The organism is Streptomyces sp. NPDC057136 (assembly GCF_042670885.1).
Lineage (GTDB): Bacteria > Actinomycetota > Actinomycetes > Streptomycetales > Streptomycetaceae > Streptomyces.
This window is the reverse complement of record NZ_JBHUUV010000029.1, coordinates 40,044-61,730: the sequence shown is the minus strand read 5'-3', so window position 1 is coordinate 61,730 and position 21,687 is coordinate 40,044. Positions and strand designations below refer to the sequence as shown.

Annotated in this window: 23 protein-coding genes; 12 read left to right on the top strand and 11 right to left on the bottom strand. The window is 68.0% G+C overall.

From position 1 onward, the window contains the following. The first annotated feature begins 22 nt into the window (after positions 1 to 22). The 3 genes from ACFT7S_RS28470 (at position 23) to ACFT7S_RS28460 (ending at position 3,106) form a co-directional block, all read left to right on the top strand. Complete coding sequence (locus tag ACFT7S_RS28470; protein WP_382736698.1) at positions 23 to 1,099, top strand: ParA family protein; 1,077 nt, start codon at positions 23 to 25, stop codon at positions 1,097 to 1,099. Then, positions 1,096 to 2,184 (top strand): ParB/RepB/Spo0J family partition protein, encoded by a 1,089-nt coding sequence (locus ACFT7S_RS28465; protein WP_382736697.1) that lies wholly within the window; start codon positions 1,096 to 1,098, stop codon positions 2,182 to 2,184. The genes ACFT7S_RS28470 and ACFT7S_RS28465 overlap by 4 nt, the downstream gene beginning before the upstream one ends. 304 nt (positions 2,185 to 2,488) lie before the next feature. After that, positions 2,489 to 3,106 carry a GNAT family N-acetyltransferase gene (locus tag ACFT7S_RS28460; protein WP_382736695.1) on the top strand — a complete coding sequence of 206 codons (618 nt, stop codon included), beginning with the start codon at positions 2,489 to 2,491 and terminating at the stop codon, positions 3,104 to 3,106. A 77-nt stretch (positions 3,107 to 3,183) separates the two neighbouring features. Here the strand turns inward: ACFT7S_RS28460 and trxA are convergent, their stop codons facing one another. From trxA to ACFT7S_RS28425, 7 genes are all read right to left on the bottom strand, one after another. Continuing rightward, positions 3,184 to 3,516: a thioredoxin gene (gene trxA, locus ACFT7S_RS28455; RefSeq protein WP_382736693.1), complete on the bottom strand. Its 333-nt coding sequence runs from the start codon at positions 3,514 to 3,516 to the stop codon at positions 3,184 to 3,186. Positions 3,517 to 3,563: 47 nt separating this feature from the next. Further along, positions 3,564 to 4,535 carry a thioredoxin-disulfide reductase gene (gene trxB, locus ACFT7S_RS28450; protein WP_382736691.1) on the bottom strand — a complete coding sequence of 324 codons (972 nt, stop codon included), beginning with the start codon at positions 4,533 to 4,535 and terminating at the stop codon, positions 3,564 to 3,566. A 125-nt stretch (positions 4,536 to 4,660) separates the two neighbouring features. Then, the gene (locus ACFT7S_RS28445; RefSeq protein ID WP_382736690.1) at positions 4,661 to 5,602 is read right to left on the bottom strand and encodes a hypothetical protein; all 942 of its coding nucleotides are present in this window, start codon (positions 5,600 to 5,602) and stop codon (positions 4,661 to 4,663) included. Then, positions 5,599 to 6,303 carry an RNA polymerase sigma factor SigM gene (gene sigM / locus ACFT7S_RS28440; protein WP_382736688.1) on the bottom strand — a complete coding sequence of 235 codons (705 nt, stop codon included), beginning with the start codon at positions 6,301 to 6,303 and terminating at the stop codon, positions 5,599 to 5,601. The genes ACFT7S_RS28445 and sigM overlap by 4 nt, the downstream gene beginning before the upstream one ends. 25 nt (positions 6,304 to 6,328) lie before the next feature. Further along, positions 6,329 to 8,029, bottom strand: a complete 1,701-nt coding sequence (locus tag ACFT7S_RS28435; protein WP_382736686.1) for a serine/threonine protein kinase — start codon at positions 8,027 to 8,029, stop codon at positions 6,329 to 6,331. A 129-nt stretch (positions 8,030 to 8,158) separates the two neighbouring features. After that, positions 8,159 to 10,315 (bottom strand): murein biosynthesis integral membrane protein MurJ, encoded by a 2,157-nt coding sequence (gene murJ / locus ACFT7S_RS28430; RefSeq protein ID WP_382736684.1) that lies wholly within the window; start codon positions 10,313 to 10,315, stop codon positions 8,159 to 8,161. 48 nt (positions 10,316 to 10,363) lie between these two features. Further along, complete coding sequence (locus ACFT7S_RS28425; RefSeq protein WP_382736682.1) at positions 10,364 to 12,661, bottom strand: DUF6049 family protein; 2,298 nt, start codon at positions 12,659 to 12,661, stop codon at positions 10,364 to 10,366. Positions 12,662 to 12,841: 180 nt separating this feature from the next. Between ACFT7S_RS28425 and ACFT7S_RS28420 the strand changes: the two genes are divergently transcribed. Beyond that, positions 12,842 to 14,284 carry a CCA tRNA nucleotidyltransferase gene (locus tag ACFT7S_RS28420; RefSeq protein WP_382736680.1) on the top strand — a complete coding sequence of 481 codons (1,443 nt, stop codon included), beginning with the start codon at positions 12,842 to 12,844 and terminating at the stop codon, positions 14,282 to 14,284. An 89-nt stretch (positions 14,285 to 14,373) separates the two neighbouring features. Here the strand turns inward: ACFT7S_RS28420 and ACFT7S_RS28415 are convergent, their stop codons facing one another. The 4 genes from ACFT7S_RS28415 to ACFT7S_RS28400 all read right to left on the bottom strand — a co-directional run bounded on the left by ACFT7S_RS28415 (position 14,374) and on the right by ACFT7S_RS28400 (position 18,246). Beyond that, positions 14,374 to 15,654: an MFS transporter gene (locus tag ACFT7S_RS28415; protein WP_382736678.1), complete on the bottom strand. Its 1,281-nt coding sequence runs from the start codon at positions 15,652 to 15,654 to the stop codon at positions 14,374 to 14,376. A gap of 224 nt (positions 15,655 to 15,878) precedes the next feature. Continuing rightward, the gene (locus tag ACFT7S_RS28410) at positions 15,879 to 17,486 is read right to left on the bottom strand and encodes a LacI family DNA-binding transcriptional regulator (protein WP_382736676.1); all 1,608 of its coding nucleotides are present in this window, start codon (positions 17,484 to 17,486) and stop codon (positions 15,879 to 15,881) included. Between the two features lie 39 nt (positions 17,487 to 17,525). Beyond that, on the bottom strand, positions 17,526 to 17,771 hold the full coding sequence (locus ACFT7S_RS28405; RefSeq protein ID WP_382736674.1) for a hypothetical protein: 246 nt from the start codon (positions 17,769 to 17,771) through the stop codon (positions 17,526 to 17,528). Positions 17,772 to 17,868: 97 nt separating this feature from the next. Next, positions 17,869 to 18,246, bottom strand: a complete 378-nt coding sequence (locus tag ACFT7S_RS28400; protein ID WP_382736672.1) for a hypothetical protein — start codon at positions 18,244 to 18,246, stop codon at positions 17,869 to 17,871. 622 nt (positions 18,247 to 18,868) lie between these two features. Between ACFT7S_RS28400 and ACFT7S_RS28395 the strand changes: the two genes are divergently transcribed. The 8 genes from ACFT7S_RS28395 to ACFT7S_RS28360 all read left to right on the top strand — a co-directional run bounded on the left by ACFT7S_RS28395 (position 18,869) and on the right by ACFT7S_RS28360 (position 21,551). Further along, positions 18,869 to 19,099, top strand: coding sequence for a helix-turn-helix transcriptional regulator (locus ACFT7S_RS28395; RefSeq protein ID WP_382736670.1), 231 nt, complete (start codon positions 18,869 to 18,871; stop codon positions 19,097 to 19,099). Beyond that, the gene (locus ACFT7S_RS28390; protein WP_382736668.1) at positions 19,078 to 19,386 is read left to right on the top strand and encodes a DNA-binding protein; all 309 of its coding nucleotides are present in this window, start codon (positions 19,078 to 19,080) and stop codon (positions 19,384 to 19,386) included. The genes ACFT7S_RS28395 and ACFT7S_RS28390 overlap by 22 nt, the downstream gene beginning before the upstream one ends. A 79-nt stretch (positions 19,387 to 19,465) precedes the next feature. Next, on the top strand, positions 19,466 to 19,999 hold the full coding sequence (locus ACFT7S_RS28385; RefSeq protein ID WP_382736666.1) for a hypothetical protein: 534 nt from the start codon (positions 19,466 to 19,468) through the stop codon (positions 19,997 to 19,999). After that, complete coding sequence (locus tag ACFT7S_RS28380; protein WP_382736664.1) at positions 19,996 to 20,352, top strand: phiSA1p31-related protein; 357 nt, start codon at positions 19,996 to 19,998, stop codon at positions 20,350 to 20,352. The genes ACFT7S_RS28385 and ACFT7S_RS28380 overlap by 4 nt, the downstream gene beginning before the upstream one ends. After that, complete coding sequence (locus ACFT7S_RS28375; protein WP_382736663.1) at positions 20,349 to 20,657, top strand: hypothetical protein; 309 nt, start codon at positions 20,349 to 20,351, stop codon at positions 20,655 to 20,657. The genes ACFT7S_RS28380 and ACFT7S_RS28375 overlap by 4 nt, the downstream gene beginning before the upstream one ends. Next, positions 20,657 to 21,199 (top strand): helix-turn-helix transcriptional regulator, encoded by a 543-nt coding sequence (locus tag ACFT7S_RS28370; RefSeq protein WP_382736661.1) that lies wholly within the window; start codon positions 20,657 to 20,659, stop codon positions 21,197 to 21,199. The genes ACFT7S_RS28375 and ACFT7S_RS28370 overlap by 1 nt, the downstream gene beginning before the upstream one ends. Next, positions 21,196 to 21,324: a hypothetical protein gene (locus ACFT7S_RS28365; RefSeq protein WP_382736659.1), complete on the top strand. Its 129-nt coding sequence runs from the start codon at positions 21,196 to 21,198 to the stop codon at positions 21,322 to 21,324. The genes ACFT7S_RS28370 and ACFT7S_RS28365 overlap by 4 nt, the downstream gene beginning before the upstream one ends. Then, entirely contained in the window at positions 21,321 to 21,551 is a 231-nt protein-coding gene (locus tag ACFT7S_RS28360) for a hypothetical protein (RefSeq protein ID WP_382736658.1), read from the top strand. Before ACFT7S_RS28365 ends, ACFT7S_RS28360 begins: the two co-directional genes overlap by 4 nt. Positions 21,552 to 21,687: the final 136 nt, after the last annotated feature.

The following is a 21,687-nucleotide window of genomic DNA, read 5'->3' as shown; positions in this document are numbered from 1 at the left end:
GCTGGTTCACGACCCCGAAAGCATGGCAGGCTCTGCTCATTGCGAGCCTGAAGTCGAGGAGAGTGAATCCTTGCGGTCCGACGCCAACATCGCGGGACCGATGACCGATCCGGTCCCCGGTCCCCGAACCGAGTCTGCGGGGGAGGGTGTTTCACGTGAAACACCGCCTCCGATGGACGACACACCCATCGGTCGTGCGGCCCAGCTGGCGGTTGAGGCCCTCGGCCGCGCCGGCGAGGGTCTGCCCCGCCCTGACCAGACGCGCGTCATGGTGGTGGCCAACCAGAAGGGCGGGGTGGGCAAGACGACCTCCACGGTCAACCTTGCAGCCTCCCTGGCACTTCACGGTGCTCGCGTCCTGGTGGTCGACCTCGACCCGCAGGGGAACGCCTCCACGGCTCTGGGGATCGACCACCACGCCGAAGTCCCCTCCATCTATGACGTCCTCGTCGACAGCAGGCCGCTCTCCGAAGTGGTCCAGCCCGTCCCGGACATCGAAGGTCTCTTCTGTGCTCCTGCCACCATCGATCTCGCCGGTGCGGAGATCGAGCTGGTGTCACTCGTGGCACGGGAGAGCCGACTGCAGCGGGCGATCCAGGCGTACGAGCAGCCGCTCGACTACATCCTCATCGACTGCCCGCCCTCGCTCGGTCTGCTGACGGTCAACGCTCTCGTTGCCGGAGCCGAGGTGCTGATCCCCATCCAGTGCGAGTACTACGCGCTGGAGGGGCTGGGGCAGCTGCTGAGGAACGTCGACCTGGTGCGAGGACACCTCAACCCGGATCTGCATGTGTCGACGATCCTGCTCACGATGTACGACGGCAGGACCCGACTCGCTTCCCAGGTCGCGGAGGAGGTGCGCACGCACTTCGGCAAGGAGGTGCTACGGACGAGCATTCCGCGGTCGGTGCGCATTTCCGAGGCGCCGAGCTACGGGCAGACGGTGCTGACGTACGACCCGGGGTCCAGCGGTTCCTTGTCGTACCTCGAGGCGGCCCGTGAGATCGCCTTGAGGGGCGTCGGGGTGCACTACGAGGCCCAGCACGCCCAGACGGGCAGTCAGAACAGCCAGCAGAGCGTTTCGGAGGGCATCCAGTGAGTGAGCGTCGAAGAGGGCTGGGACGTGGGCTCGGTGCGCTGATCCCCGCTGCACCGCAGGAGCGGCAGGTCGGGTCCCCCGGGTCCGGGGCGGGCGCGATTCCGATACTCACCGCCGAGCGCGGTGTGGCCGCGGCCAAGGTGACCACGTTGCCTGCTGCTCCGGTGGTGCCGGAACCCAGCGCCCCCACGGAGCCGGAGTCGGCGGCCGAGATGAGGGATGCGGCCGGAGCGTACTTCGCCGAGGTTCTTCTGGGGTCGATCACTCCAAATCCCCGGCAGCCGCGTGAGGTGTTCGACGAGGATGCTCTCGCCGAGCTGGTCACCTCGATCAAGGAGGTCGGTCTCCTCCAGCCCGTCGTGGTGCGCAAGGTGGCGGAGGACCGCTACGAGCTCATCATGGGTGAGCGGCGATGGAGGGCGTGCCGTGAGGCCGGCCTGGAGCGGATTCCCGCGATCGTCCGGGCGACCGACGACGAGAAGCTGCTTCTCGACGCGCTGCTGGAGAACCTTCACCGTGCTCAGCTGAACCCCTTGGAAGAGGCGGCGGCGTACGACCAGCTGCTGAGGGACTTCAAGTGCACGCACGACCAGCTCGCTGACCGGATCGGCCGGTCCCGTCCGCAGGTCTCCAACACACTGCGTCTTCTGCGGCTCTCGCCGCCGGTGCAGCGCAGGGTCGCGGCGGGCGTGCTGTCGGCCGGTCACGCCCGGGCGCTGCTGTCGGTGGAGGACTCCGAGGAGCAGGACCGGCTCGCCCACCGCATCGTCGCCGAAGGGCTCTCGGTGCGGGCGGTGGAGGAGATCGTGACTCTCCTGGGGTCCACTCCTACGAGTTCTGCCAAGCCGAAGGGCCCGCGGGCGGGTGGTCGGCTGTCCCCGGCTCTGAGTGATCTGGCCACCCGGCTCTCGGACCGCTTCGAGACGCGGGTGAAGGTCGACCTCGGTCAGAAGAAGGGCAAGATCGTCGTCGAGTTCGCCTCGATGGAGGATCTGGACCGCATTCTCGGCAGCCTCGCACCGGGCGAGGGGCGTGTGCTGGACCGAGGACTTTCCGAAGAGCCTGCCGAGGGCGACGAGGACTGATCTCCCGGATCGAACTGAGGGCGGGCCGTGGTCCAGGCGAATTCCGGACCACGGCCCGCCCTTTGCTCTTTCCCGGTTCCCGTGGGACGTCTGGGTGGATACGATGCGTTCTGGTATGGCGCACCCACCTTGATGCCACCTCGGAGGAGGTCGGGGGTATGCGAACAGTGAGCCGCAGCCGGCTGGTGACAGTGGGCTTGGGCTTGGGGGCCGTCGGAGGGTTCTTCGGCAGCTTGTTTCGTGAACGGAGTGCGCTGGCAGCCGCACGTGGTGCGGCGGGCGTAGGAAGTGAGGAACCGCCTTCATGGGGCGTCGGCTCGTACCGCTCACCTTGGACAACCTTCCGGATCTCCCCAGACGCTGCCGCTCGTGTGTCTTCTGGGAGCTTGACCCGGTCAGCGGGGAAGCTGCGGTAAAGGCGGGCAGGCCCGAACTGGAGAAGGAAGCCTGGATCTCCGCGGTTCTGCTGGAGTGGGGCTCCTGCGGCCGAGTTGTCTACGTGGACGATGTGCCGGCCGGCTTCGTTCTCTACGCGCCGCCTGCCTATGTGCCCCGCGCGACCGCGTTTCCCACGAGCCCTGTGTCGCCCGACGCGGTGCAACTGATGACCGCCTTGGTCCTGCCTGGCTATCAGGGGCAGGGGCTGGGCCGGGTGTTGGTGCAGACGGTTGCGAAGGATCTGCTGCGGCGCGGGTTCAAGGCGATCGAGGCGTTCGGGGACGCACGGTGGAAAGAACCGGCCTGTGTCCTGCCGGCGGACCACTTGCTGGCGGTCGGCTTCAAGACCGTACGGCCGCATCCCAAGTACCCACGTCTGCGACTGGAACTGCGGACGACGCTGTCCTGGAAGGAAGACGTCGAGCTGGCCTTGGACAGGTTGCTGGGAGCTGTTCAGAAGGAGCCTGCGCTGCGGCCTCTCTGAGCAGACCGGCGCACATACAGAAACGGGCCCACCCCGAGGGGTGGGCCCGTTTCACGTGAAACAGAGTGCGCTGCCTACTACTCGCCGATGAAGGCTTCGAGGTCGCGAAGGATCGCGGCCTTCGGCTTGGCGCCGACGATGGTCTTGGCGACCTCGCCGCCCTGGTAGACGTTGAGCGTCGGGATGGACATCACGCCGTACTTGGCGGCGGTGGCCGGGTTCTCGTCGATGTTGAGCTTGACGATCTCGATCTGGTCCCCGTGCTCAGCCGCGATTGCCTCCAGCGAGGGGGCGATCTGACGGCACGGACCGCACCAAGCGGCCCAGAAGTCCACCAGTACGGGCTTCGTGCTGTTGAGGACTACCTCGTCGAAGGTGTCGTCGGTCACGTTCTTCAGGTCGCCGGCCACGGCGGCCTCCTTAACTTCGCGGGGGTGTGGGGTGGGGGTGCCGTGGGTCAGACCGCGGGGGTCTTCTCCGGTTCGGCGAGCTTCTCGTCGGCGAGCGCGGCAAGGAAGCGTTCGGCATCGAGCGCGGCGGAGCATCCGGTACCGGCGGCGGTGATGGCCTGCCGGTAGGTGTGGTCGACGACATCTCCGGCGCCGAACACGCCCGACAGGTTGGTGCGCGTCGAGGGTGCTTCGACCTGGAGGTAGCCCTCGTCGTCCAGGTCGAGCTGGCCCTTGAAGAGCTCGGTGCGCGGGTCGTGGCCCACTGCGATGAACAGGCCGGTCACCGCGAGCTCGGAGAGCTCGCCCGTCTTGGTGTTACGCAGAGTCAGACCGGAAAGCTTCTGCTCGCCCTGGACCGCGGCGACCTCGCTGTCCCAGGCGAACTTGATCTTCGGGTCGGCGAATGCGCGCTCCTGCATGGCCTTGGAGGCACGCAGGGAGTCACGGCGGTGGACGATCGTGACGGACTTGGCGAAGCGGGAAAGGAAGGTTGCTTCCTCCATCGCCGTGTCGCCGCCGCCCACCACAGCGATGTCCTGGTCCTTGAAGAAGAACCCGTCGCAGGTTGCGCACCAGGAGACGCCGCGTCCGGAGAGGGCGTCCTCGTTGGGCAGGCCGAGCTTGCGGTGCTGGGAACCGGTGGTGACGATGACGGCCTTGGCCCTGTGGACCGTGCCCGCGGTGTCGGTGACGGTCTTGATGTCACCGGTCAGGTCGACGGCGACCACGTCGTCGGGGATGAGCTCCGCACCGAAGCGCTCGGCCTGTGCGCGCATGTTGTCCATGAGCTCGGGGCCCATGATGCCGTCCTGGAAGCCCGGGAAGTTCTCCACGTCGGTGGTGTTCATCAGAGCACCACCGGCGGTGACGGCGCCCTCGAACACCAGCGGCTTCAGCGACGCGCGAGCCGTGTACAGGGCGGCGGTGTAACCCGCCGGCCCGGAACCGATGATGATCACATTACGGACGTCGCTCACGGGTGTCTTCCTCGTCTCTGCAGACTGCCTACTGCCTACTGGGGCCGGTTCAACGACTCTCACCCCACCCAACGGATCCTACGGGCCATGCATTCCCCGACGTGCCGCGGCATTCGGCGCGGAGTTCAGGAGCGGGCGTAGGAGTGAGTGAGGAGCAACGTTCCCTTTGCCGCAGGAGTGGCGTCCACGCAGGCCGCATCGACGACATATGCCTGTACGCGCGAGGCGTCCGATGTGTGGGGCAGGACGACGAGGTAGGCGTCGGTTCCCTGGTAGATGCCTTGTTCCACGGCCAGGGGCGGGGTGGTGCGACCGGTGCCCTGCTGTACGCAGGAGGGGACATACACGGCGGGCGTGCGCAGAGGATTCCTGGGCGCCGAGGGGTCCGCAGACGAGACCTCGGGGGTCAACTGGGAGTCGACGGTCGGTTCCCGCTTCTCGCCGCCCGGTCGCTCCGAAGCCGTCGCGCTGCTCAGCAGGGCGTCGACGCGACGCTCCAGAGTGCCTTCCGCGTAGGTGCGCGTACTGTCCTCGGCCGCGCTTGAGCTCCTGTCCGCCATCTTGGAGGAATCCGAGTTCTGAGAAGGCTGAACCGACTGCAACAGGAAGACGCTCACGCCGACAACGGCTGCGCCGAACGCGGCACCGAGCACGGCCGTCCGGCGCCGACGGCGGGCGGGACGACGACTGGGACCGGTCGCGCCCCGTGGGCGCCCTGCAGGGCGGTCTGTCGGGCTGGGCTTGGAGCCGGCTGATTCCTCGGCTGCGGGTTCTGTTTCACGTGAAACAGAGGTCGCCTCAGCGGGCGCGGTGGCGTTCAGGAGTGCTTCGGCGGCGAGTGCGGCATCGATACGGCCGGCGACGTCGTCGGGCATCCGTGGGGAGCCGGGCAGCGTTCCGAGAAGGCTGCGGATCTCTTCGAGTGAGCTCAGGACATCGTCGCAGAGCGCACATCCGTCGATGTGATGACGGACGTCCGCTGTGCGGGAGGCGGAGAGGAGCCCCTCCGTGAGATCTGAGATCTCCGAGACGTCCGGGTGCTGATCCGTGTCGGCCGTGGAAGTCACGAGCGCCCACCTCCTCCCTTCGCAGCAGCAGGATCACTTGCCCCTGCATCTCTAGGTCCCGACGCCGGTGGGACGGATGTCCCCTGCGTGCGGTTCCTTCCCACGGTGAGGTCGCCGCTATCCCTGGCATCACCGCGGAGATGAGTGAGCATGGGGACCAGTCTGGCGCGTCCCCGTGCGCAGCGGCTTTTCACGGTGCCGGTCGGGACGTCGAGGATGCGGGCGGCCTCGGCGACCGGATAGCCCTGCATGTCGACGAGGACGAGCGCGGCGCGCTGTTCCACCGGCAGTTTGGCCAGGGCGGCCAGGAGCTCGCGGTGCAGATCCTGGCGTTCGGCGGGTGCCTCGGCGGACTCGTGGGGTTCCAGGAGCTGATCGAGCCGATCGGCGTCGTCGACCGGGGCTGTCTTCCGGGAGGCGGCCTTGCGCGCGCGATCGAGGCAGGCATTGACGGTGATGCGGTGCAGCCACGTGGTGACCGCGGACTGGCCTCGGAAGGTGTGGGCAGCGCGGAAGGCGGAGATCAGGGCGTCCTGTACCGCGTCTGCTGCTTCCTCGCGGTCGCCGAGCGTGCGCAGGGCCACGGCCCAGAGCCGGTCACGGTGACGCCGTACGAGCTCGCCGAAGGCGTCCGGTTCGCCTGCGACGTGCTGGGCCAGGAGGTCCTGGTCGTTCGTGTCGGCGAATCTGGCGTTGTCCAACGGTGAGCCCCCTCCCCTGGTGCCGTCAGCTGGTGATTTTGATATCCGAAACCTTGCCGCGGAATCTACCGTCGTCGCTCAGCGGCAGATTGGTCAGCCAGACCAGAACGTACCGCGCCTTCACCGGTTCGTCGGGCTTGAGCGACACCTTCGTACCTGATCCGTCGGCGACCTTGGTGAAACCACCGGGAAGTGCCGGCACGGACGAGCTTTCCGTCGTTCGGAGTTCGACCGAGGTGGTGCCTCCGAGGAAGGAGACGTCCACGGTTCCGACCTGCTGGACCTTGCCCAGGTCGAGAACGACTCCGACGCCTTCCTTGAGCCTGCCGAAGTCGGCGCTGAAGTAGCCGTCGGTGTGCCAGAAGGTGGTGGTATCACCGTCGTGCACGTTCTTTATCGCGGCGGGCTTCTCGGAGCCGTCCGCACCGAGCGGGTCGTAGTCCCTGGCACCGGCGATGGCGATGGGCTTGCCGGTTTCGTTCGCCTCGTTCTTCTTGTCGTCGTCGTCCGGGGTCGTCTGGCTGGTGCCCGGGTCCACGGGGTCCTTGCCCCGGTCGAGGACGGTCTCGGCCAGCTGCCAGCTGCCCAGACCGAGCGCCGCGATCAGAAGGGCGGACACGGCCCATTTCAGGGCCCTGCCGGTGCGGCTCTGCAGCGGGGGCGGCGGCGCCATGACGGGCTGTGTCGCATGGTTCGGACGGGACGAGGGGCGTCCGTAGGTGCCCTGCTGGTAGGTCGTGCGCTGGTACTCGGGTGGTGCGGTGAACGTCGGTTCCGGCGGCAGGATGCGCGGCATGGCCGCGACGGCCTTCGCCAGCTCGTCCGGCGTGGTGCAGGGCTGTTCCTGCCGGGAGGCGGTCGCGCCGTCGTTGGCGAGCGCCCGCATGGCGATTTCCGAGAGCCCGCGGTGGACCCCGGCCCGCACCTGGTCGGGGGCGATCAGCCCGACGCCCTTGGGGAGCCCCGAAAGCCCGTAGGCATCGTTCTCGTAGGGCCAACGATGGGTCAGTGCGGCGTAGAGCAGCGCTCCGATGGCTTCGGTGTCCGTGCGCAGCGGGCGTTCCGCGGTGACGCCGCGCAGGGCGGCGTTCACGGCGAGGCCGCGAATCCGGTACTGCCCGGTCGAACTGCGCAGCACGGCTCCAGGTGTGAGCCTCAGATGCGCGAGGCCCTCACGGTGAGCGGCTGCCATCGCCTGCGAGATCTGGCTGACGAGCTGGTAGGCGTCGTGGGCCTCCATCGGCCCCGAGGCCAGCAGAGCGGTGAGCTCGGTGGCGTCCGGAAGCCATTCATGGACGACGTAAACGAGGTCGTCCTCCTCGACGGCGTCCAGTACCTGCACGAAGCGCGGGTCGCCGAGCAGAGCGGAGGATCGGGCGGCGGCCAGCACGGAGCGGGCTCGCGGGTGGTCCGCGGGGAGGAGATGCACCCCCACCGCACGGCGCAGTTTCTCGTCCACAGCGCGCCAGCTGCTGAATCCGTCCAGACGGGTGACGCACTCTTCGAGGCGATAGCGGCCGGCGAGTTTGTGGCCACTGTGCACATCGGGCGCCGGGGGAATGGCACGCGAGCCCTCTGGCCCACCGGCCGCGTCCTTGGGGCTCACGCCTGCTGCGTCCTGGGGTTCCGCGGTCCCGTCGGTCGTGGCCTCGTCCGCCTTGGCGGTCAGCGGCTCGTCGCCGCTGTTGTCGGCCACGTCGACGGCAGCCGTGCTACGTTCCGCCACCGTCGTTCCTGCCTCCCCATCCGTTGAGCGATGCCAGCCGGCTCTGCACAGTCACGCCAATTGTGCCCACACTCCGGCGCTATGCACGACACGCGGTGTCCGGCGATGGTTGTGCGGCCCGGCTCCCCTTTAGCGTCCGAGTCGCCCCCGGACCATGCCGACCATGCCGTTGAGTTCTTCGATGCGCATCTTCTTCGCCGCCAGGAAGAAGACTCCCAGCAGCACGATGCCGCCGCAGACCAGGGCGGCGAGCGAGCCGAGAGCACCCTCGCCGAGAGCCATCAGGAGGGCGAATCCGACGCCGCCGCCGACAATGGCCGCAGGCACCGCTGCCAGGCAGAGGCGGGCGTAGGTGCGCACGATGTGGGCGCCGTCCAGGTCGCCGCCCAGCCGGTTGCGCAGCCGGCGCCAGGCGATACCGACGCCGACTGCGTAGGCCAGCCCGTACGAGGCGGCCATGCCGACGACTGCCCACTGGGCCGGAAGGACCACGTAGCAGAGGGCGGAGGCGGCTGCGTTGACCGCGGCGACGATGACGGTGTTGTAGAAGGGGGTGCGGGTGTCCTCGTACGCGTAGAAGCCACGCAGCACGACGTACTGCACGGAGTACGGGATGAGACCGAGACCGAACGCCATCAGGATGAAGCCCATGGAGCGGGCGGCTTCGGTGCCGCTGGACGCGTACAGCAGGGTGCACATGGGCAGGCCGAGCGCCAGGAAGGTGAAGGCGACCGGCACGATGGCCACGGCCGAGTTGCGCAGCCCCTGCGAGATGTCGTCGCGGACCGCACCGGGGTCGTTGTCATGGGCGGCCCGGGAGATACGGGGGAGCAGAGCGGCCATGACCGAGACGGTGATGATGGCCTGAGGCATGCCCCAGATCAGCTGGGCGTTGGAGTAGGCGAGGAAACCCGTGCCGTCCGTGCCGGATGCCGCACCAGCCGAGGTCGCCAGTTGGGTGACGACCAGCACGCCCGCCTGGTTGGCCAGGACGAACAGGACGGTCCACTTGGCCAGCTTGATCGTCTTTCCGAGCCCGTGGCCCTTCCAGTCGAAGCGCGGGCGGAAGCGGAAGCCCGCCTCCCGCAGGTACGGAATCATCGCAAGAGCCTGGACGACCAGGCCGAGCAGCGTGCCGATGCCCAGGAGCCGGACGCCGTCCGCGGGGATCGTCTCCACACCCATGTGGGACTCGCCCGAGGTGCCGTAGACCCAGATGAACAGACCGAACGTGAAGATCATGACGACGTTGTTGAGGACCGGGGTCCACATCATCGCGCCGAACTTCCCGCGGGCGTTCAGGATCTGGCCCATCACGACATGGACACCCATGAAGAAGATGGTCGGCAGGCAGTACCTGGCGAAGGTGACGGCCACGCTGTTGGCGGCGGCATCGGTGGCGATCGTCCGCGACATCATGCCGATCAGCCACGGTGCGGCGAACACCGCGAGCACGACGATCACACCGAGGGCGACCATCACGAGGGTCAGCAGACGATTCGCGAATGCCTCGCCGCCGTCCTCGTCCTCCTTCATGGACCGGACGAGCTGCGGGACGAACACCGAGTTCAGTCCGCCGCCCACGGTGAGGATGTAGATCATCGTGGGCAGGGTGTACGCGATGGTGAAGGCGTCACCGAGCAATGCCGCACCCAGCGCGGCGGTGATCACCAGGCTGCGTACGAAACCGGTGAGCCGCGACACCAGGGTGCCGGCCGCCATCAGCGCACTGGACTTCAGCAGGCTGGAGGCCCGGCCGCCGGACTTGGGCGGTACGGGAGCCGGAGACGGTTCGGGCTCAGGCGGACCCGGGGGCTTTCCCGAGCCTTCCTGGTCCCGGAAGAGGTGGGCGAAGGCATCCGGTTCCTCGCGGTCGTCGGACGCGCGGGTGACCAGGTCGTCCACTCCGACGAACTGGGTGGTCGCCGCGTTGTCGCCGTACGGGAGGTGCCGGGAGGGGCCCGAGGGCTCCGGGGCGGGTGTCTGGGCCCACAGCCGGGGATCGGGGGCGTACTGGGCCGCAGGCGGCTGCTGGTAAAGGGGCTGCGGCTCCTGGAACGTGCCCGGGGGCGACGGCGGGTGCGAGGCGCGGTCGTAGAGCGCTTCGGTCACCGGGTCCTGGGCCGCGAGATCCTGGGCCTGGTAGGGATCGTGGTCGAAGGCGTGCTGAAGATACGGATCGGGGGGCGTCGGGCTCTCGTGGCCGCCCGGAGGGACCGTTGGCCCGCCGGAGGACCCACCTCCACCCGCGCCCTGGCCGCGGTCACCGTCGTATGGCGCGTTCATCGAAACCCCACCTCATCGTCCCCGGCCGACCGGCCCGACAGACATCGCTCAACGGTCCACTTTCTCACCCGTTCCTGACGGGTCCCCGCTTTCCGGACCAGTGTCCGGCGTCGGGTCACTCGGCTGCTCGGGTTCGCCGCCGTTGTCCTCCGTTGTGTCGCTTGCGATGGTGCGCTTGCGGTGTGTGTACATCCTGATGCCTGCCAGGACCAGCAGCAGCAGTCCACCGGCGATGACGAGCAGCACGGTCGGCGTGACTTCCGAGACCTTCACCGTGAAGGTCATTTCTTCGCCGTACGGTGTGCCGTCCTCGGTGAACAGCCGTGCTGTGACCTGCACTTGCCCGTTGACGTTGGCAGCGGCGTCGAATTTCACGGACTGGCTGTGGCCGCCCGCGATCTTGACGGGCTGCTCCGCCACGGCGCCGTCGTCGTTGAGCTTCAGGCGGGTCGCGTTTTCCGAGGTCAGTCGGAGGACCAGGTTGTCGACGCCCTGCACCAGCTTGTTCTGGACCGTGACGGGAATCGTCGCGCTCCGGCCGGACAGGGTGACGTCCGACTTCGCAATGAGCTGGACCTCGGTGGTGAGACTGCGCAGATACGTGCGTACCGCGTCACGGTACCGCTGCGCCTCCAGAGGCCTGCCGCGCCATGACGTCGACATGGAGCGGTTGATCGCGTTACCGAAGGGAGTCACCACCCGGTCGGGCTGGGTGAGGATGACCTGGAAGCTGTTGAGCGAGTCCTTGGTCGTCCTGATGTCCTGGAACGCCTGGGTGGGGAGTTCCTGGCCGCGCAGCTTCTTCGGGTACTGGGAGGACCGGGGCACCTTGCTCGTCGCCTGCGCGTCGGGCTTCTCCTCGGCCGCGGCCGTCAGGTCGAGAGGCTGTGTCCAGCGCTCGTCGATGAGCGCGTGCAGGGAGTCGGCCATCGACTGCGCCTGGGAGGCGCTGGGGGTCCGCTGGGGGGCGACGACGATGCTGCGCTGCTTCTCGGGGTCCTGCTCCGTGAGCGCCAGCGTCTGTGCCAGGAACTTCTGGACGGCGAGCGTGGAGTCCCCGGCATGCGACATGTCGCCCTTGAACGCCGTCGAGAGCCGGTAGTCAGCGACGACGGCAGTGGTGCCGCCGCCGATCGGCCGGGCCGCGGTCGGTGTGTAGAGAAGGCTGCCGGTTTCGGCGAGGCTGTCGCTGCGGGCGATCACGTTGTGCGCGCCGGCCGAGGTGGCGACGTCGACGATCGATGGATCGACCGCCCCCTCCACCGGCCAGGCGAAGTCGGTGGACGGCTTCACATGGAGGATCGTCTCCACCGTCGAACCCGCCACTTCGGTGGCGGTCTGCAGGTGGCTGAGGGTGCCCGAGACGCTCTTGCCGCGGTGCGCGATCGATGCCAGATCGGGGTCGGCGAACGGCAGCGCGACCACCTTGCCGTCCTCCACCGCCGTCTCCAGTGCCGTCAGCCACTGCTTGGCGACGTCCTGGTTCTTTCCCGCGACCGTGGTGTCCCCGACCTTGATCCGGTAGTTCTTCGTCATCGCGTCGACCGTGGCCAGCAGATCCGGGTCGATGACCCACGTCACCGGGAGCCGACGGCCCAGCGAGACCAGCTGTTCGAGCCGGCCGCCCGGGGCGAGCTCGGCCGCGAGGTCGTCGTTGGAGAAGACCGGTGTCTGCTGTTCGTCCGAGCCCGTCTCGGCGCTGACATGGGCCGAGGAGATGAGCGGCCAGAGGTAGGTCAGCTTGGTCTTGGCGTCGCTTTCCTTGGGCTGCCAGGGAAGAAAGGTGCGCTGGATGCCCAGCACCTGGTCATAGCGCGCCCGGGCAGTCTGGCCCGAGAGCGAGACGCCGAGCTGGTAGACGCCTGCTTCGTCCAACGGCAGTTTGCTGACGGGCACGGAGAGCTCGAAGTCCTGGCTGAGCCCGGACCGCAGATTCGCGGTCTTCACCGTGTACTTGCCGCCGAGCGGAGCCGGATCGGCTCCCGGTACGTAGCCGGTGCGCTTGGCGGCATCGTCGATCGCGGTCCTGCCGGACAGCTTCGGGCCCACTCGCAGATCGACCGTCGCGCTGGTGATCGTCTCCCTGCCGTTGTTCGTCAGGGTGCCGGAAACGGTGAGGGTGTCCCCCTTCACCGGCGCGCTGGGGCTCAGTGTGTCGAGCGACACTGCGACGGTGGTGGAGCCGGTGGGAGCCTTCGCCGGTTGCGCTGCCTGCGCCGCGGGAGCCGTGGGGCCGCCGAGGAGGCCGGCCAGCAGCGGTGCCCCGATGAGCAAGGAGGCTGTGCGCCGCAGCCACCGGCGGGCAGGAGCGGGACTCATCCCCTGAAAGTCTGCCGCCTCGGCCACGCGCCTACCCGTCCCTCGTCGTCGTCAACTGCTGATCGTTGTCGGTCTCTGCGTCCCCGCATGGTAACGATGTGCGCCGGAGCAAAGTGCTGGGGACTGCGCCACATGATCGGGAGAGTCTCGCAGGGTCAAAAGAAACAATGACGCCCGGGCCGGTCGGTGCACGTACCCTTTTCTGTTGTGCCGAACGCCAACGAAGACAACGCCAGTGCACTGAGCCAGGTGCAGCACCGCGCAGTCAGTGAACTGCTGCGAGTGTCCCCGGTCGCCGACGACCTCGCCCGCCGATTCCAGGAGGCCGGGTTCAGCCTCGCCCTGGTCGGTGGCTCGGTCCGCGACGCGCTGCTCGGCAGGCTCGGAAACGACCTGGACTTCACGACCGACGCCCGCCCCGAGGACGTACTCAAGATCGTCCGGCCGTGGGCGGACTCGGTGTGGGAGGTCGGGATCGCCTTCGGCACTGTCGGGTCCCAGAAGGACGGATACCAGGTCGAAGTTACGACATACCGGTCGGAGGCGTACGACAGGGCCTCGCGAAAGCCCGAGGTCTCCTACGGCGACTCCATCGAGGAAGACCTCGTGCGCCGCGACTTCACGGTCAACGCGATGGCCGTCGCGCTGCCGCAGAAGGAGTTCATCGACCCGCACGGCGGCCTGAAGGACCTCGCGGAGCGCGTCCTGCGCACCCCTGGAACCCCGGAGGAGTCCTTCTCCGACGACCCGCTGCGCATGCTCCGTGCGGCGAGGTTCGCCGCGCAGCTGGACTTCGAGGTCGCCCCTGACGTGGTCGCAGCGATGACGGACATGGCTGGGCGGATCGAGATCGTCTCGGCCGAACGGGTCCGGGAAGAGCTCAACAAGCTGCTCCTCTCCGCCCACCCGCGCAAGGGGCTGGGGCTCCTGGTCGACACGGGCCTGGCAGCCCATGTGATGCCGGAGCTTCCCGCGCTGCGGCTGGAGAGTGACGAGCATCACCGTCACAAGGACGTCTACGAGCATTCGCTGACTGTCCTCGAGCAGGCCATCGACCTCGAAGAGGACGGGCCCGACCTCGTACTGAGGCTTGCCGCCCTGCTGCACGACATCGGCAAGCCGAGGACTCGTCGCTTCGAGACGGACGGCCGCGTCTCCTTCCACCACCACGAAATGGTCGGCGCGAAGATGACCAGGAAGCGGATGACCGATCTCAAGTACTCCAACGACATGGTCAAGGACGTCGCGAAGCTCGTCGAGCTGCATCTGCGCTTCCACGGCTACGGCGACGGGGAGTGGACCGACTCGGCGGTTCGCAGGTACGTGCGCGACGCCGGCCCCCTCCTGGAGCGTCTGCACAAGCTGACCCGCTCGGACTGCACGACGCGGAACAAGCGCAAGGCGAGCGCTCTCTCGCGGACGTATGACGGCCTTGAGGAGCGCATCGCCCAGTTGCAGGAGCAGGAGGAGCTTGATTCGATCCGGCCCGACCTGGACGGCAACGAGATCATGGAGATCCTGGGTGTCGGTCCGGGGCCGGCGATCGGCAAGGCGTACACGTTCCTGCTGGAGCTGCGGCTGGAGAACGGGCCGATGGAGCGCGGTACGGCAATCGCCGCGCTCAAGGAGTGGTGGGCCACACAGAGCTGAGGCCGGTGCTGGTCATGTTTCACGTGAAACATGACCAGCACCGGACGCATCGAGGGGCGCTGTTTCACGTGAAACAGCGCCCCTCGGCGTTAGGGAGTCCCGCCCGGCACTCCCTTGACGCGTCTCCATCGGAACGTCGCAACGGAGACAGCCGCGAAGAGGACAGCCACTCCGGTCACCACGGTGACCGACCGCCCGTCAGCAGGCAGCAGCAGAGCGGACAGTGCAGCGGCGACGACGAAGGCGACGTTGAAGAGCACGTCGTAGAGCGCGAAGATCCTGCCGCGGAAGGCATCGTCCACCGATGTCTGCACCACCGTGTCCGTGGCGATCTTCGCTCCCTGCGTGACAAGTCCGAGTACGAACGCCGCGATCAGTATCGGCCTGAGGGCGAACGACAAGCCCAGCGCCGGCTCCAGGACGGCGGCGGCGCCTGCGCACAGCGCCATCCAGCCGAACCGGCCCAGGCGTCCCACGGCCCAGGGAGTCATCGCCGCGGCCACGAAGAACCCCGCTGCGGAGGCTCCCAGCGCCAGCCCCAGCAGGCCCAGCCCGTCGGACTCGGTGTCGGACCATGCGTACCGGCACAGCATCAGCACCATCACTGTCAGAGCCCCGTAGCAGAAGCGCATCACGGTCATGGCGCCCAGAGCGCGGGCTGCGTCTTTCCGTTCGGCCAGATGGCGCAGCCCGGCCGCGAGCCCACGGGTGGTGGTGGCCAGTGCCTCGCGGAGCCGTAGATGGCTTGCGTCCGTATCCGGACCGAGCAGTCGCCGCGGCAGGCTCAGCGAAACCACGGCCGAGACGAGGTAGATCGTTGCTCCCAGCAGGACCACCGCGGAATCGGACCCGTCGGCCAGCAGTCGTACGGCGAAGGCGAGCCCCCCGCCCGCAGTAGCTGCCAGCGTGCCGGCCGTCGGCGAGAGGGAGTTGGCGACGACGAGCCGGTCGGCGTCGACCACGCGTGGGAGCGCCGCCGACAGACCGGCGAGCACGAAGCGATTGACTGCCGTGACGCAGAGGGCGGAGACGTAGAAGAGCCAGGTGGGTACGGAACTGAGGATCAGCAGGGCCGTGCAGCAGGCGAGTGCCGCGCGGAGCAGATTCCCGTACAGGAAGACCTGACGGCGTGGCCAGCGGTCCAGCAGGACGCCGGCGAAAGGGCCGACGAAGGAGTACGGCAGCAGCAGCACCGCCATGGCGGAGGCGATGGCGCCGGGCGTCGCCTGGTTCTCCGGGGAGAAGACGACGTGCGTGGCGAGAGCGACCTGGTAGACGCCGTCGGCCGACTGGGAAAGAAGCCGTACGGCGAGAAGACGACGGAAGTACCGAAGGCGCAGGAGTACGCGCAGATCACGCACGACAGGCATGTGAGCAAGCGTCACACACGTTGAGGGCCCCTGGGCGGATTGCCCAGGGGCCCTCAACGTGTGGAAGGGGAGGAGCGCTAACGCTCATCGCCCCGGTCAGGCTGTGCGCCGTGAACGGCTGCTCAGCGCTCGAGCTCGCCCGAGATGAACTTCTCGACGTTGGCGGCGGCCTCGTCGTCGAAGTACTGCACCGGCGGGGACTTCATGAAGTAGTAAGTCGCTTGCTATGCGACCCAATTGGAAATATGCAGGTCAGCGGTGGTGCCCATACGGCGGAGCGTCTGGGAGATGACCCTCTGGGGAGAATTCTGGGAGAGAAGGTGCCGCGACGTGTGCTCCTGCAGGAGCCGATCGAGCACCGCCACCGGGGAGCGGGGTGTCAGAGTTGCCCGTGCGGTCAGTGACTGCTCCCACATGTCGGTCAGCCCTGCCATCGTTCTGTCGCGCATTCCCTGGGTGACGTGCTTGTAGCGTGCGGACACCGATCCGTCCATGTGCCCCATGCGCTCATCGATGAGCACCTTGGGCGCCCCGAGATCCTCCAACCACGTTGCGTGGCAGTGCCGCAGGCCGTGGTTGGTGAGCCCGGCCGCCACCGGCACCCAGCACGCGGTCGCCTGCGTGCCGGACCACCGACCTCGCACCACGGCACCAGGCCACTGTTCACCCGCCACCACGCAGACCGGGTGGGCGGCATGGCCGGCGCCCTTCGTCGGATACCAGCCCGACGCGGCAGGCGCGAAAATCCGGTGCCTGTGGTCGTCCCGACTCCAGTGCGGCACCAGCTGGTCCGTGCCGACGTCCTCGACCACGCCCAGCTCCGCCATGGCGGAGCGCACGCGGTCGCGGGTGGCCTGGCTGGTCATCTCCGGCCGGTTCTGCACGCGGGACACCGTGGCCGCCGAGACACCGGCACGCTCCGCGATACGGGCGCGCGGGACGCGGAGCTCCTGGCGGAGGCCGGCCGCGCGGAAGACCGTGCGCATTCCGTGGCAGGGGCAGGCGCTCGGAGACGTACGACGCAGGTGGTCGGTCAGAAGCGCGGACAGGAACCGAGGGGTGTCGATGGTCCTGTAGCTGTCGTCCTTCGGCGGGCAGCGGACCATGGTGCCATCGTCCAGCTCGTACAGCTGCTCCTCGATCTGGATGCTTGAGGGCCTGACGTACGCCCTGTCGAGACCGACGGCCTCGCCCCACCGGATGCCTGTGTAGGTGGTGGTGACCGTCTCTACGAACTCGTCGTCGCGGCCGGAGAGAATGGCCGCCCGCTCGGCCACAAGGAGGGCGCCCAGGGGATCGGTGACCACTTTCTCAGGGCCACGCCCTTTCGAGCGTCCAGCGCGGCGCCCACGGCCGCGTCGCTGCGCTGCAGGGTTGGCCCCCATCGCGGGGACGTCCTCGACAGCGTCCTGCAGGATCAGGTGCAGGACGCTGCGGTACGTCGTCACGCTGGACTGGGCGTAGTCAGCCCGCTGGTTCTTCTGCCACGCCTCTACGTCAGCCCGGGTGATCGACGTGATCAGCATGTCCCCGAACGTGGGGAGCAGGTGGCCCTGGATGTGACTGGGGTAGTTCTGCATGGTCGACGGGGCCAACTCCTGGCCTGCCCACCACTGGTTGACGTACTCGGCGAAGGTGGGGATGGCAGAGCGGTCAACGTAGGTGCCAGCACGGACCGCCACTTCGGCGGCGTCGGCGGCCTGCTCCGCTTCCCGCTTCGTGCGGAAGCGGATCGTATTGCCGTCATCGTCCTTGACCGTGCCGTACGGCTTTCCATCCTGGATCTTGTACCGGGCGCGGTGGTAGTCGCCGCGCTTTTCCCCGTACCCCATGTCGTCCTCCTGAGCGCCCCCGCAGCGCCAGGCGGATGCTCAGCGCTGCCGTACTTGGTGCAGCAGGGACGGCTCGTCAACCGGGAGGCCGAGCTCCACGATCTCGCCGTTCCACATCTGGAAGTGAGCCACAGTCTTAAGAGCCAGCTGCGACGCCGCGGTGAGGGCGGCCGCCTGCTCGGGCAAGAACATCCCTCGGTTGAGCACGTACGTCATGCCTCCGCGGTAGACCTTTACGTAGGCCGGCCCCGGCAGGTCGCTCTCTGCAAGCCTGAACGTGATCACGTAACCCTCCCCGTGCATATGCCGAACGCGCTTTCCTCGACCGCGTGTTCGGTCACGATACATAGACAGGGCGTGATCAAGAACAGGTATGAATGACCTATTCCTGTTGACGTGCGCGCTCGTCAGCTTCGATCATGGCCCGCCACCGCCGGGTGTCCTCGGCGCTCATGCCAGCCAGGTGGGAAACGATCACGCGCGCGTCGTCCGAGAAGTTGCTTAGCTCGCGCCCCTCGTAGTCGAGGAACTGGCGCGAGGCGGCGCGCTTGACCAGTTGCAGGGGCTTGTCCAGTCCAGCCGCGATGCCTTTCAGCCGCTCCTTTGACGGCGCCGAGGTGACGGCGTTCGTCGCGAGCTTCTGGAAGTACGGCTTCGAGATCGGCTGACCTGCCGCCTCGGACCGGTCCGCCATGTCTTGGTACGACGCGCCGGCGTCGTTGGCCTCTCGCACCATCTGGCTCAAATCATCGGCGTCCATCTCCTGTACTAGCCGAGATGGGATCTCGGTGTCGGTGTCACGACGGGTTGGGGGATCCGTTGCCATGGCTGCCTCTCTGCGCCTGCCCAGCGCCTATGTGTCTGGCCTGTCTGTCTCAGTGTGACCACCGGGCTCTCTTCAAAGTGGCTGGTCAGCGCGTACAACCATCCCGATTCACAGACGAATCGTCTACGGAACAAGGTACCGCTGAGTCAACTTTCACGGAAACGCCACAACCGGCCGTTCGAATTCGTAGACGAAACGTCTACGCCTGTGGTTATGTGTTCCCGAACGTAGCCAGTACGTTCTGATTTGGAGCCACCGTGAGAGTTCGCTACCAGCTTCGCGACCGAGGCATCTTGCTCTGGGTCATGGAGCACCCCGGGCGGGGTGCCCCGTTCAGTGTCCGTGCACTTGCAGACGCTGCGGGCCTGCCTCCCGCCACGGTCGGTCATCTGGTCAGCGGGCATATGAGTACGTGCGAAATGGAGACCGCCCATGCCCTCGTGGAGGCGCTCGGAGTCGCAGTGCTCGTCCTTTTCGCGCCGCCTGCGTCTCCGAAACAGAACGAGTTGTCTGTGAAATCGGATTCACCCGCTGTCGTGTCACGAGAGGACGAGCCATGCGCACACGCACGAGCCCCCCACCCGGTCTGATCTATATCGCAGACACCCCGTCCGGACCGGGAATCGCTTCCCGCCTGGGCATCCTTCCCGCCACGTTCCGGAAGTGGCGCGTGGCCGGACGTGGCCCGGCGTGCTTCAAGATCGGCGGCCGGGTCGTGGCGCGCGAGGACGCGGTGGCCGAATACATCACGGCGCAGGAGCAGCAGTGCCTGGTTCGGAGCGCCTGATGTCCGCCCTGCCGCAGCTCCACACGCCCGAGGCCATCGCGGACTCGCTACAGGTGTCGACGTGGTGGGTCAAGGAACAGGCACGCAAGGGACGCGTCGACGCCGTCAAGGCGGCTGGAGCGTGGCGTTTCACGGATGAGCAGTACGCCCAGCTCCTCGCGCTGCACACCACCACTGCGGTCCCGGAGGAGCCCGACGTGATCGCTCAGCGCCGGAGGCCGGCCGCACCGGCCGCCACCCTGCAGCTCGTCGCGCGACTCCCCCGCCGCCAGGCCGCCTCGATCTGAAAACGGGGCCGCCCGGACCGGGCCTGGTCCGTGACAGCCCCTCAACCGGCACACCTCAACGACAGAGATCGAGGGCACCGTGAAGCACCTTACCCATTCCCGGATCACCGCAGCACTCGCGGCCGCGACGCAGCCGGAGGGCGAACGCCCCTGGACGCTGCTCCTGACCCGCCCGCCGATGACGTACACCGACTCCTACCGGTGGAGGGTCCTCGAGCAGAACCCGGACCTCCGGGAGTTCGCCGGCATCGATGAGCCGACTTGCCGCGCCGAGGCGTCCCGCGCCCGCATCGTCACCGAACTGGCCCGCCGCGACGCCTATATGGACGCCTTGGCCACCAGCGAACAGATGATGAGCACGACACCGGCTCTCCCGATCCACACGACTATCCGGCTGGCGGAGTGGCATGAGGGCCCTCTGATCTGCTGGGTCTTCCACCAGTCCCCCGAGGCCGTACACGAGTTCGCCGCGCACTTCGGCGGCACCGTGACCGAGGGCCGCAACGGCGACGAGTCGCCCTTCATCCGCGTCGGCGCCACGGGCACGGTGAACGGCATCCAGTTCGAGGCGTACACGCTGGTCGACGCGGCATCCGAGCAGGTGGCGGCATGACGACCACACCGCAGACCACATGGGTGCTCGATGGCACCGTGTTCGATCTGACCCGCACGTGGATCGACGTCTACGGCGCCCGCTGGACGTGGATCGGTTCCTGGGAGCCGGTGGTTGGCCCCGGCGGAGCGTCGGTCGACGAGCCGCTCATGCAGCGCGGCGAGGACACGCCGATGGTCCTGTCCCTCGTCTACTCGATCTACGGGCCGCTGATCCCGGAGCCGCGCCCGGCCACCTCGGCCGAGCTCCGCTCCGCGATCACCGCCTGCCACGGCCCGGCCCTCGCCCAGCAACAGCCGACACCCCGCACCTTCGCCGTGTTCCTCCAGCGACTGCGCAGGCGATCGGCATGAAGCACACCACTGCTCACCCGCAGGCCGGCCAGATCGTCACGGTGCTGCCCGCCGCGTCCTTGCCCCGCCACGACTACGGCGCCCCGCTCCAGTTCCGTGTCGAGGACTGGGCCGACATCGTGTTCGGCGGCACGTCCTGGATGTTTGTGGAAGGCAACCCGTCGGCACTGGCCTACGCGGTCCGGTCGTCGCTGGGTCAGCTGCCGCTGGACGACCAGGTCGTCTACGGCCACGACATGCTCGGCAGTGGCCACCTCGTCCACGTCACGGAGATCGAGGCGACCCGACCGGTAGGTGCACCGTGATGCACCCCGCGCAGGACGCTGTCACCGCCCGCCTTCTGGCCGTCGCCGAGGAGCGCGACATGCCGATCACCGTGGCGGACGTAGCCGCCCTGGCGGCCGCCGCCCTCGCCATGCCGCAGGCCAGCCCCGCGAGCACGCTGACCAACCAGCAGATCGGCGTGCTCGTCGGCCTCGCCGTGGGCGACTCCGTGGAAGCGACTGCCCGCCGCATGTGCCTTACCACGCACACCGTGAAGTCGCACCGGGCGGCCGCGTACCGCCAACTCGGCGCACGGTCCGCCGCGCAGGCCGTCGCGACCGCAATGTCTCTGGGCCTGCTCCGCACCGGTACCGCCCCGTTTCCGATGCCTGGTCAGCCCGACCAAGTGATCGCGCTGGAGACCGAAGTCAGCCGCCTGCAGCAGCAGTTGGCCGAGCTGGAGAAGGACACGGCCGCCTGGGCCGCGACGTCCACTCCGTCGGCCGCCTCGACTGCCGCCGCGCTCGGCCGCCTCCGCGACGCGCAGGCCACGGTCCGTGGAGCGCGCGCCTGCCCGTCGTGACCGAGTCGGCCTGGGTCCTCGCCGCGCTCATCGCCCTCGGCCTCTGCCTCGTCGGCTGGATAGCCGTCGGTTGGGCCGCGGACCGCCGTATCACCGCCCGTACGACCCGCAGGAGGAACCCATGATCCCGCTCTTGGTGATCGCCGCGACCCTTACCGGCTTTCTGTGCTGGGCGGTGACCGTGTTCGTGCTCGCGGTCGCCGCCGTCCGCTGGGTCCGGGGTGTCCCGCTCGACAGCACCGTGTGGATGCCGTGCGACAGCCCCAACTGTGGACACCTCGAGACCGTGCACCGCGTGACGTCGGACGGCCTGGTCTGCGCCGAGTGCCGCCATCTCGTCACCGCCGTATGAGCGGCTCGGTTCGCCCCTGCAACGACATGGGAGCACGGCACGGCCTCGCCTACGCCCGCCGGTATCTCACCGGCTGGAAATGCGACGCCCACACCCCCTCCGCGAACGCAGGCCGGCCGGAGTCCCCGCCCGGGCC

Bases quoted from the DNA above. Each gene is read 5' to 3' on its own strand.
- ACFT7S_RS28410 (WP_382736676.1), bottom strand. From the start codon at position 17,486: ATGGGGTACGGGGAAAAGCGCGGCGACTACCACCGCGCCCGGTACAAG.
- ACFT7S_RS28375 (WP_382736663.1), top strand. From the start codon at position 20,349: ATGAAGCACACCACTGCTCACCCGCAGGCCGGCCAGATCGTCACGGTG.
- murJ (WP_382736684.1), bottom strand. From the start codon at position 10,315: ATGAACGCGCCATACGACGGTGACCGCGGCCAGGGCGCGGGTGGAGGT.
- ACFT7S_RS28360 (WP_382736658.1), top strand. From the start codon at position 21,321: ATGATCCCGCTCTTGGTGATCGCCGCGACCCTTACCGGCTTTCTGTGC.
- ACFT7S_RS28470 (WP_382736698.1), top strand. From the start codon at position 23: ATGGCAGGCTCTGCTCATTGCGAGCCTGAAGTCGAGGAGAGTGAATCC.
- ACFT7S_RS28415 (WP_382736678.1), bottom strand. From the start codon at position 15,654: ATGCCTGTCGTGCGTGATCTGCGCGTACTCCTGCGCCTTCGGTACTTC.
- ACFT7S_RS28400 (WP_382736672.1), bottom strand. From the start codon at position 18,246: ATGGACGCCGATGATTTGAGCCAGATGGTGCGAGAGGCCAACGACGCC.
- ACFT7S_RS28460 (WP_382736695.1), top strand. From the start codon at position 2,489: ATGGGGCGTCGGCTCGTACCGCTCACCTTGGACAACCTTCCGGATCTC.
- ACFT7S_RS28380 (WP_382736664.1), top strand. From the start codon at position 19,996: ATGACGACCACACCGCAGACCACATGGGTGCTCGATGGCACCGTGTTC.
- ACFT7S_RS28395 (WP_382736670.1), top strand. From the start codon at position 18,869: ATGCGCACACGCACGAGCCCCCCACCCGGTCTGATCTATATCGCAGAC.
- ACFT7S_RS28370 (WP_382736661.1), top strand. From the start codon at position 20,657: ATGCACCCCGCGCAGGACGCTGTCACCGCCCGCCTTCTGGCCGTCGCC.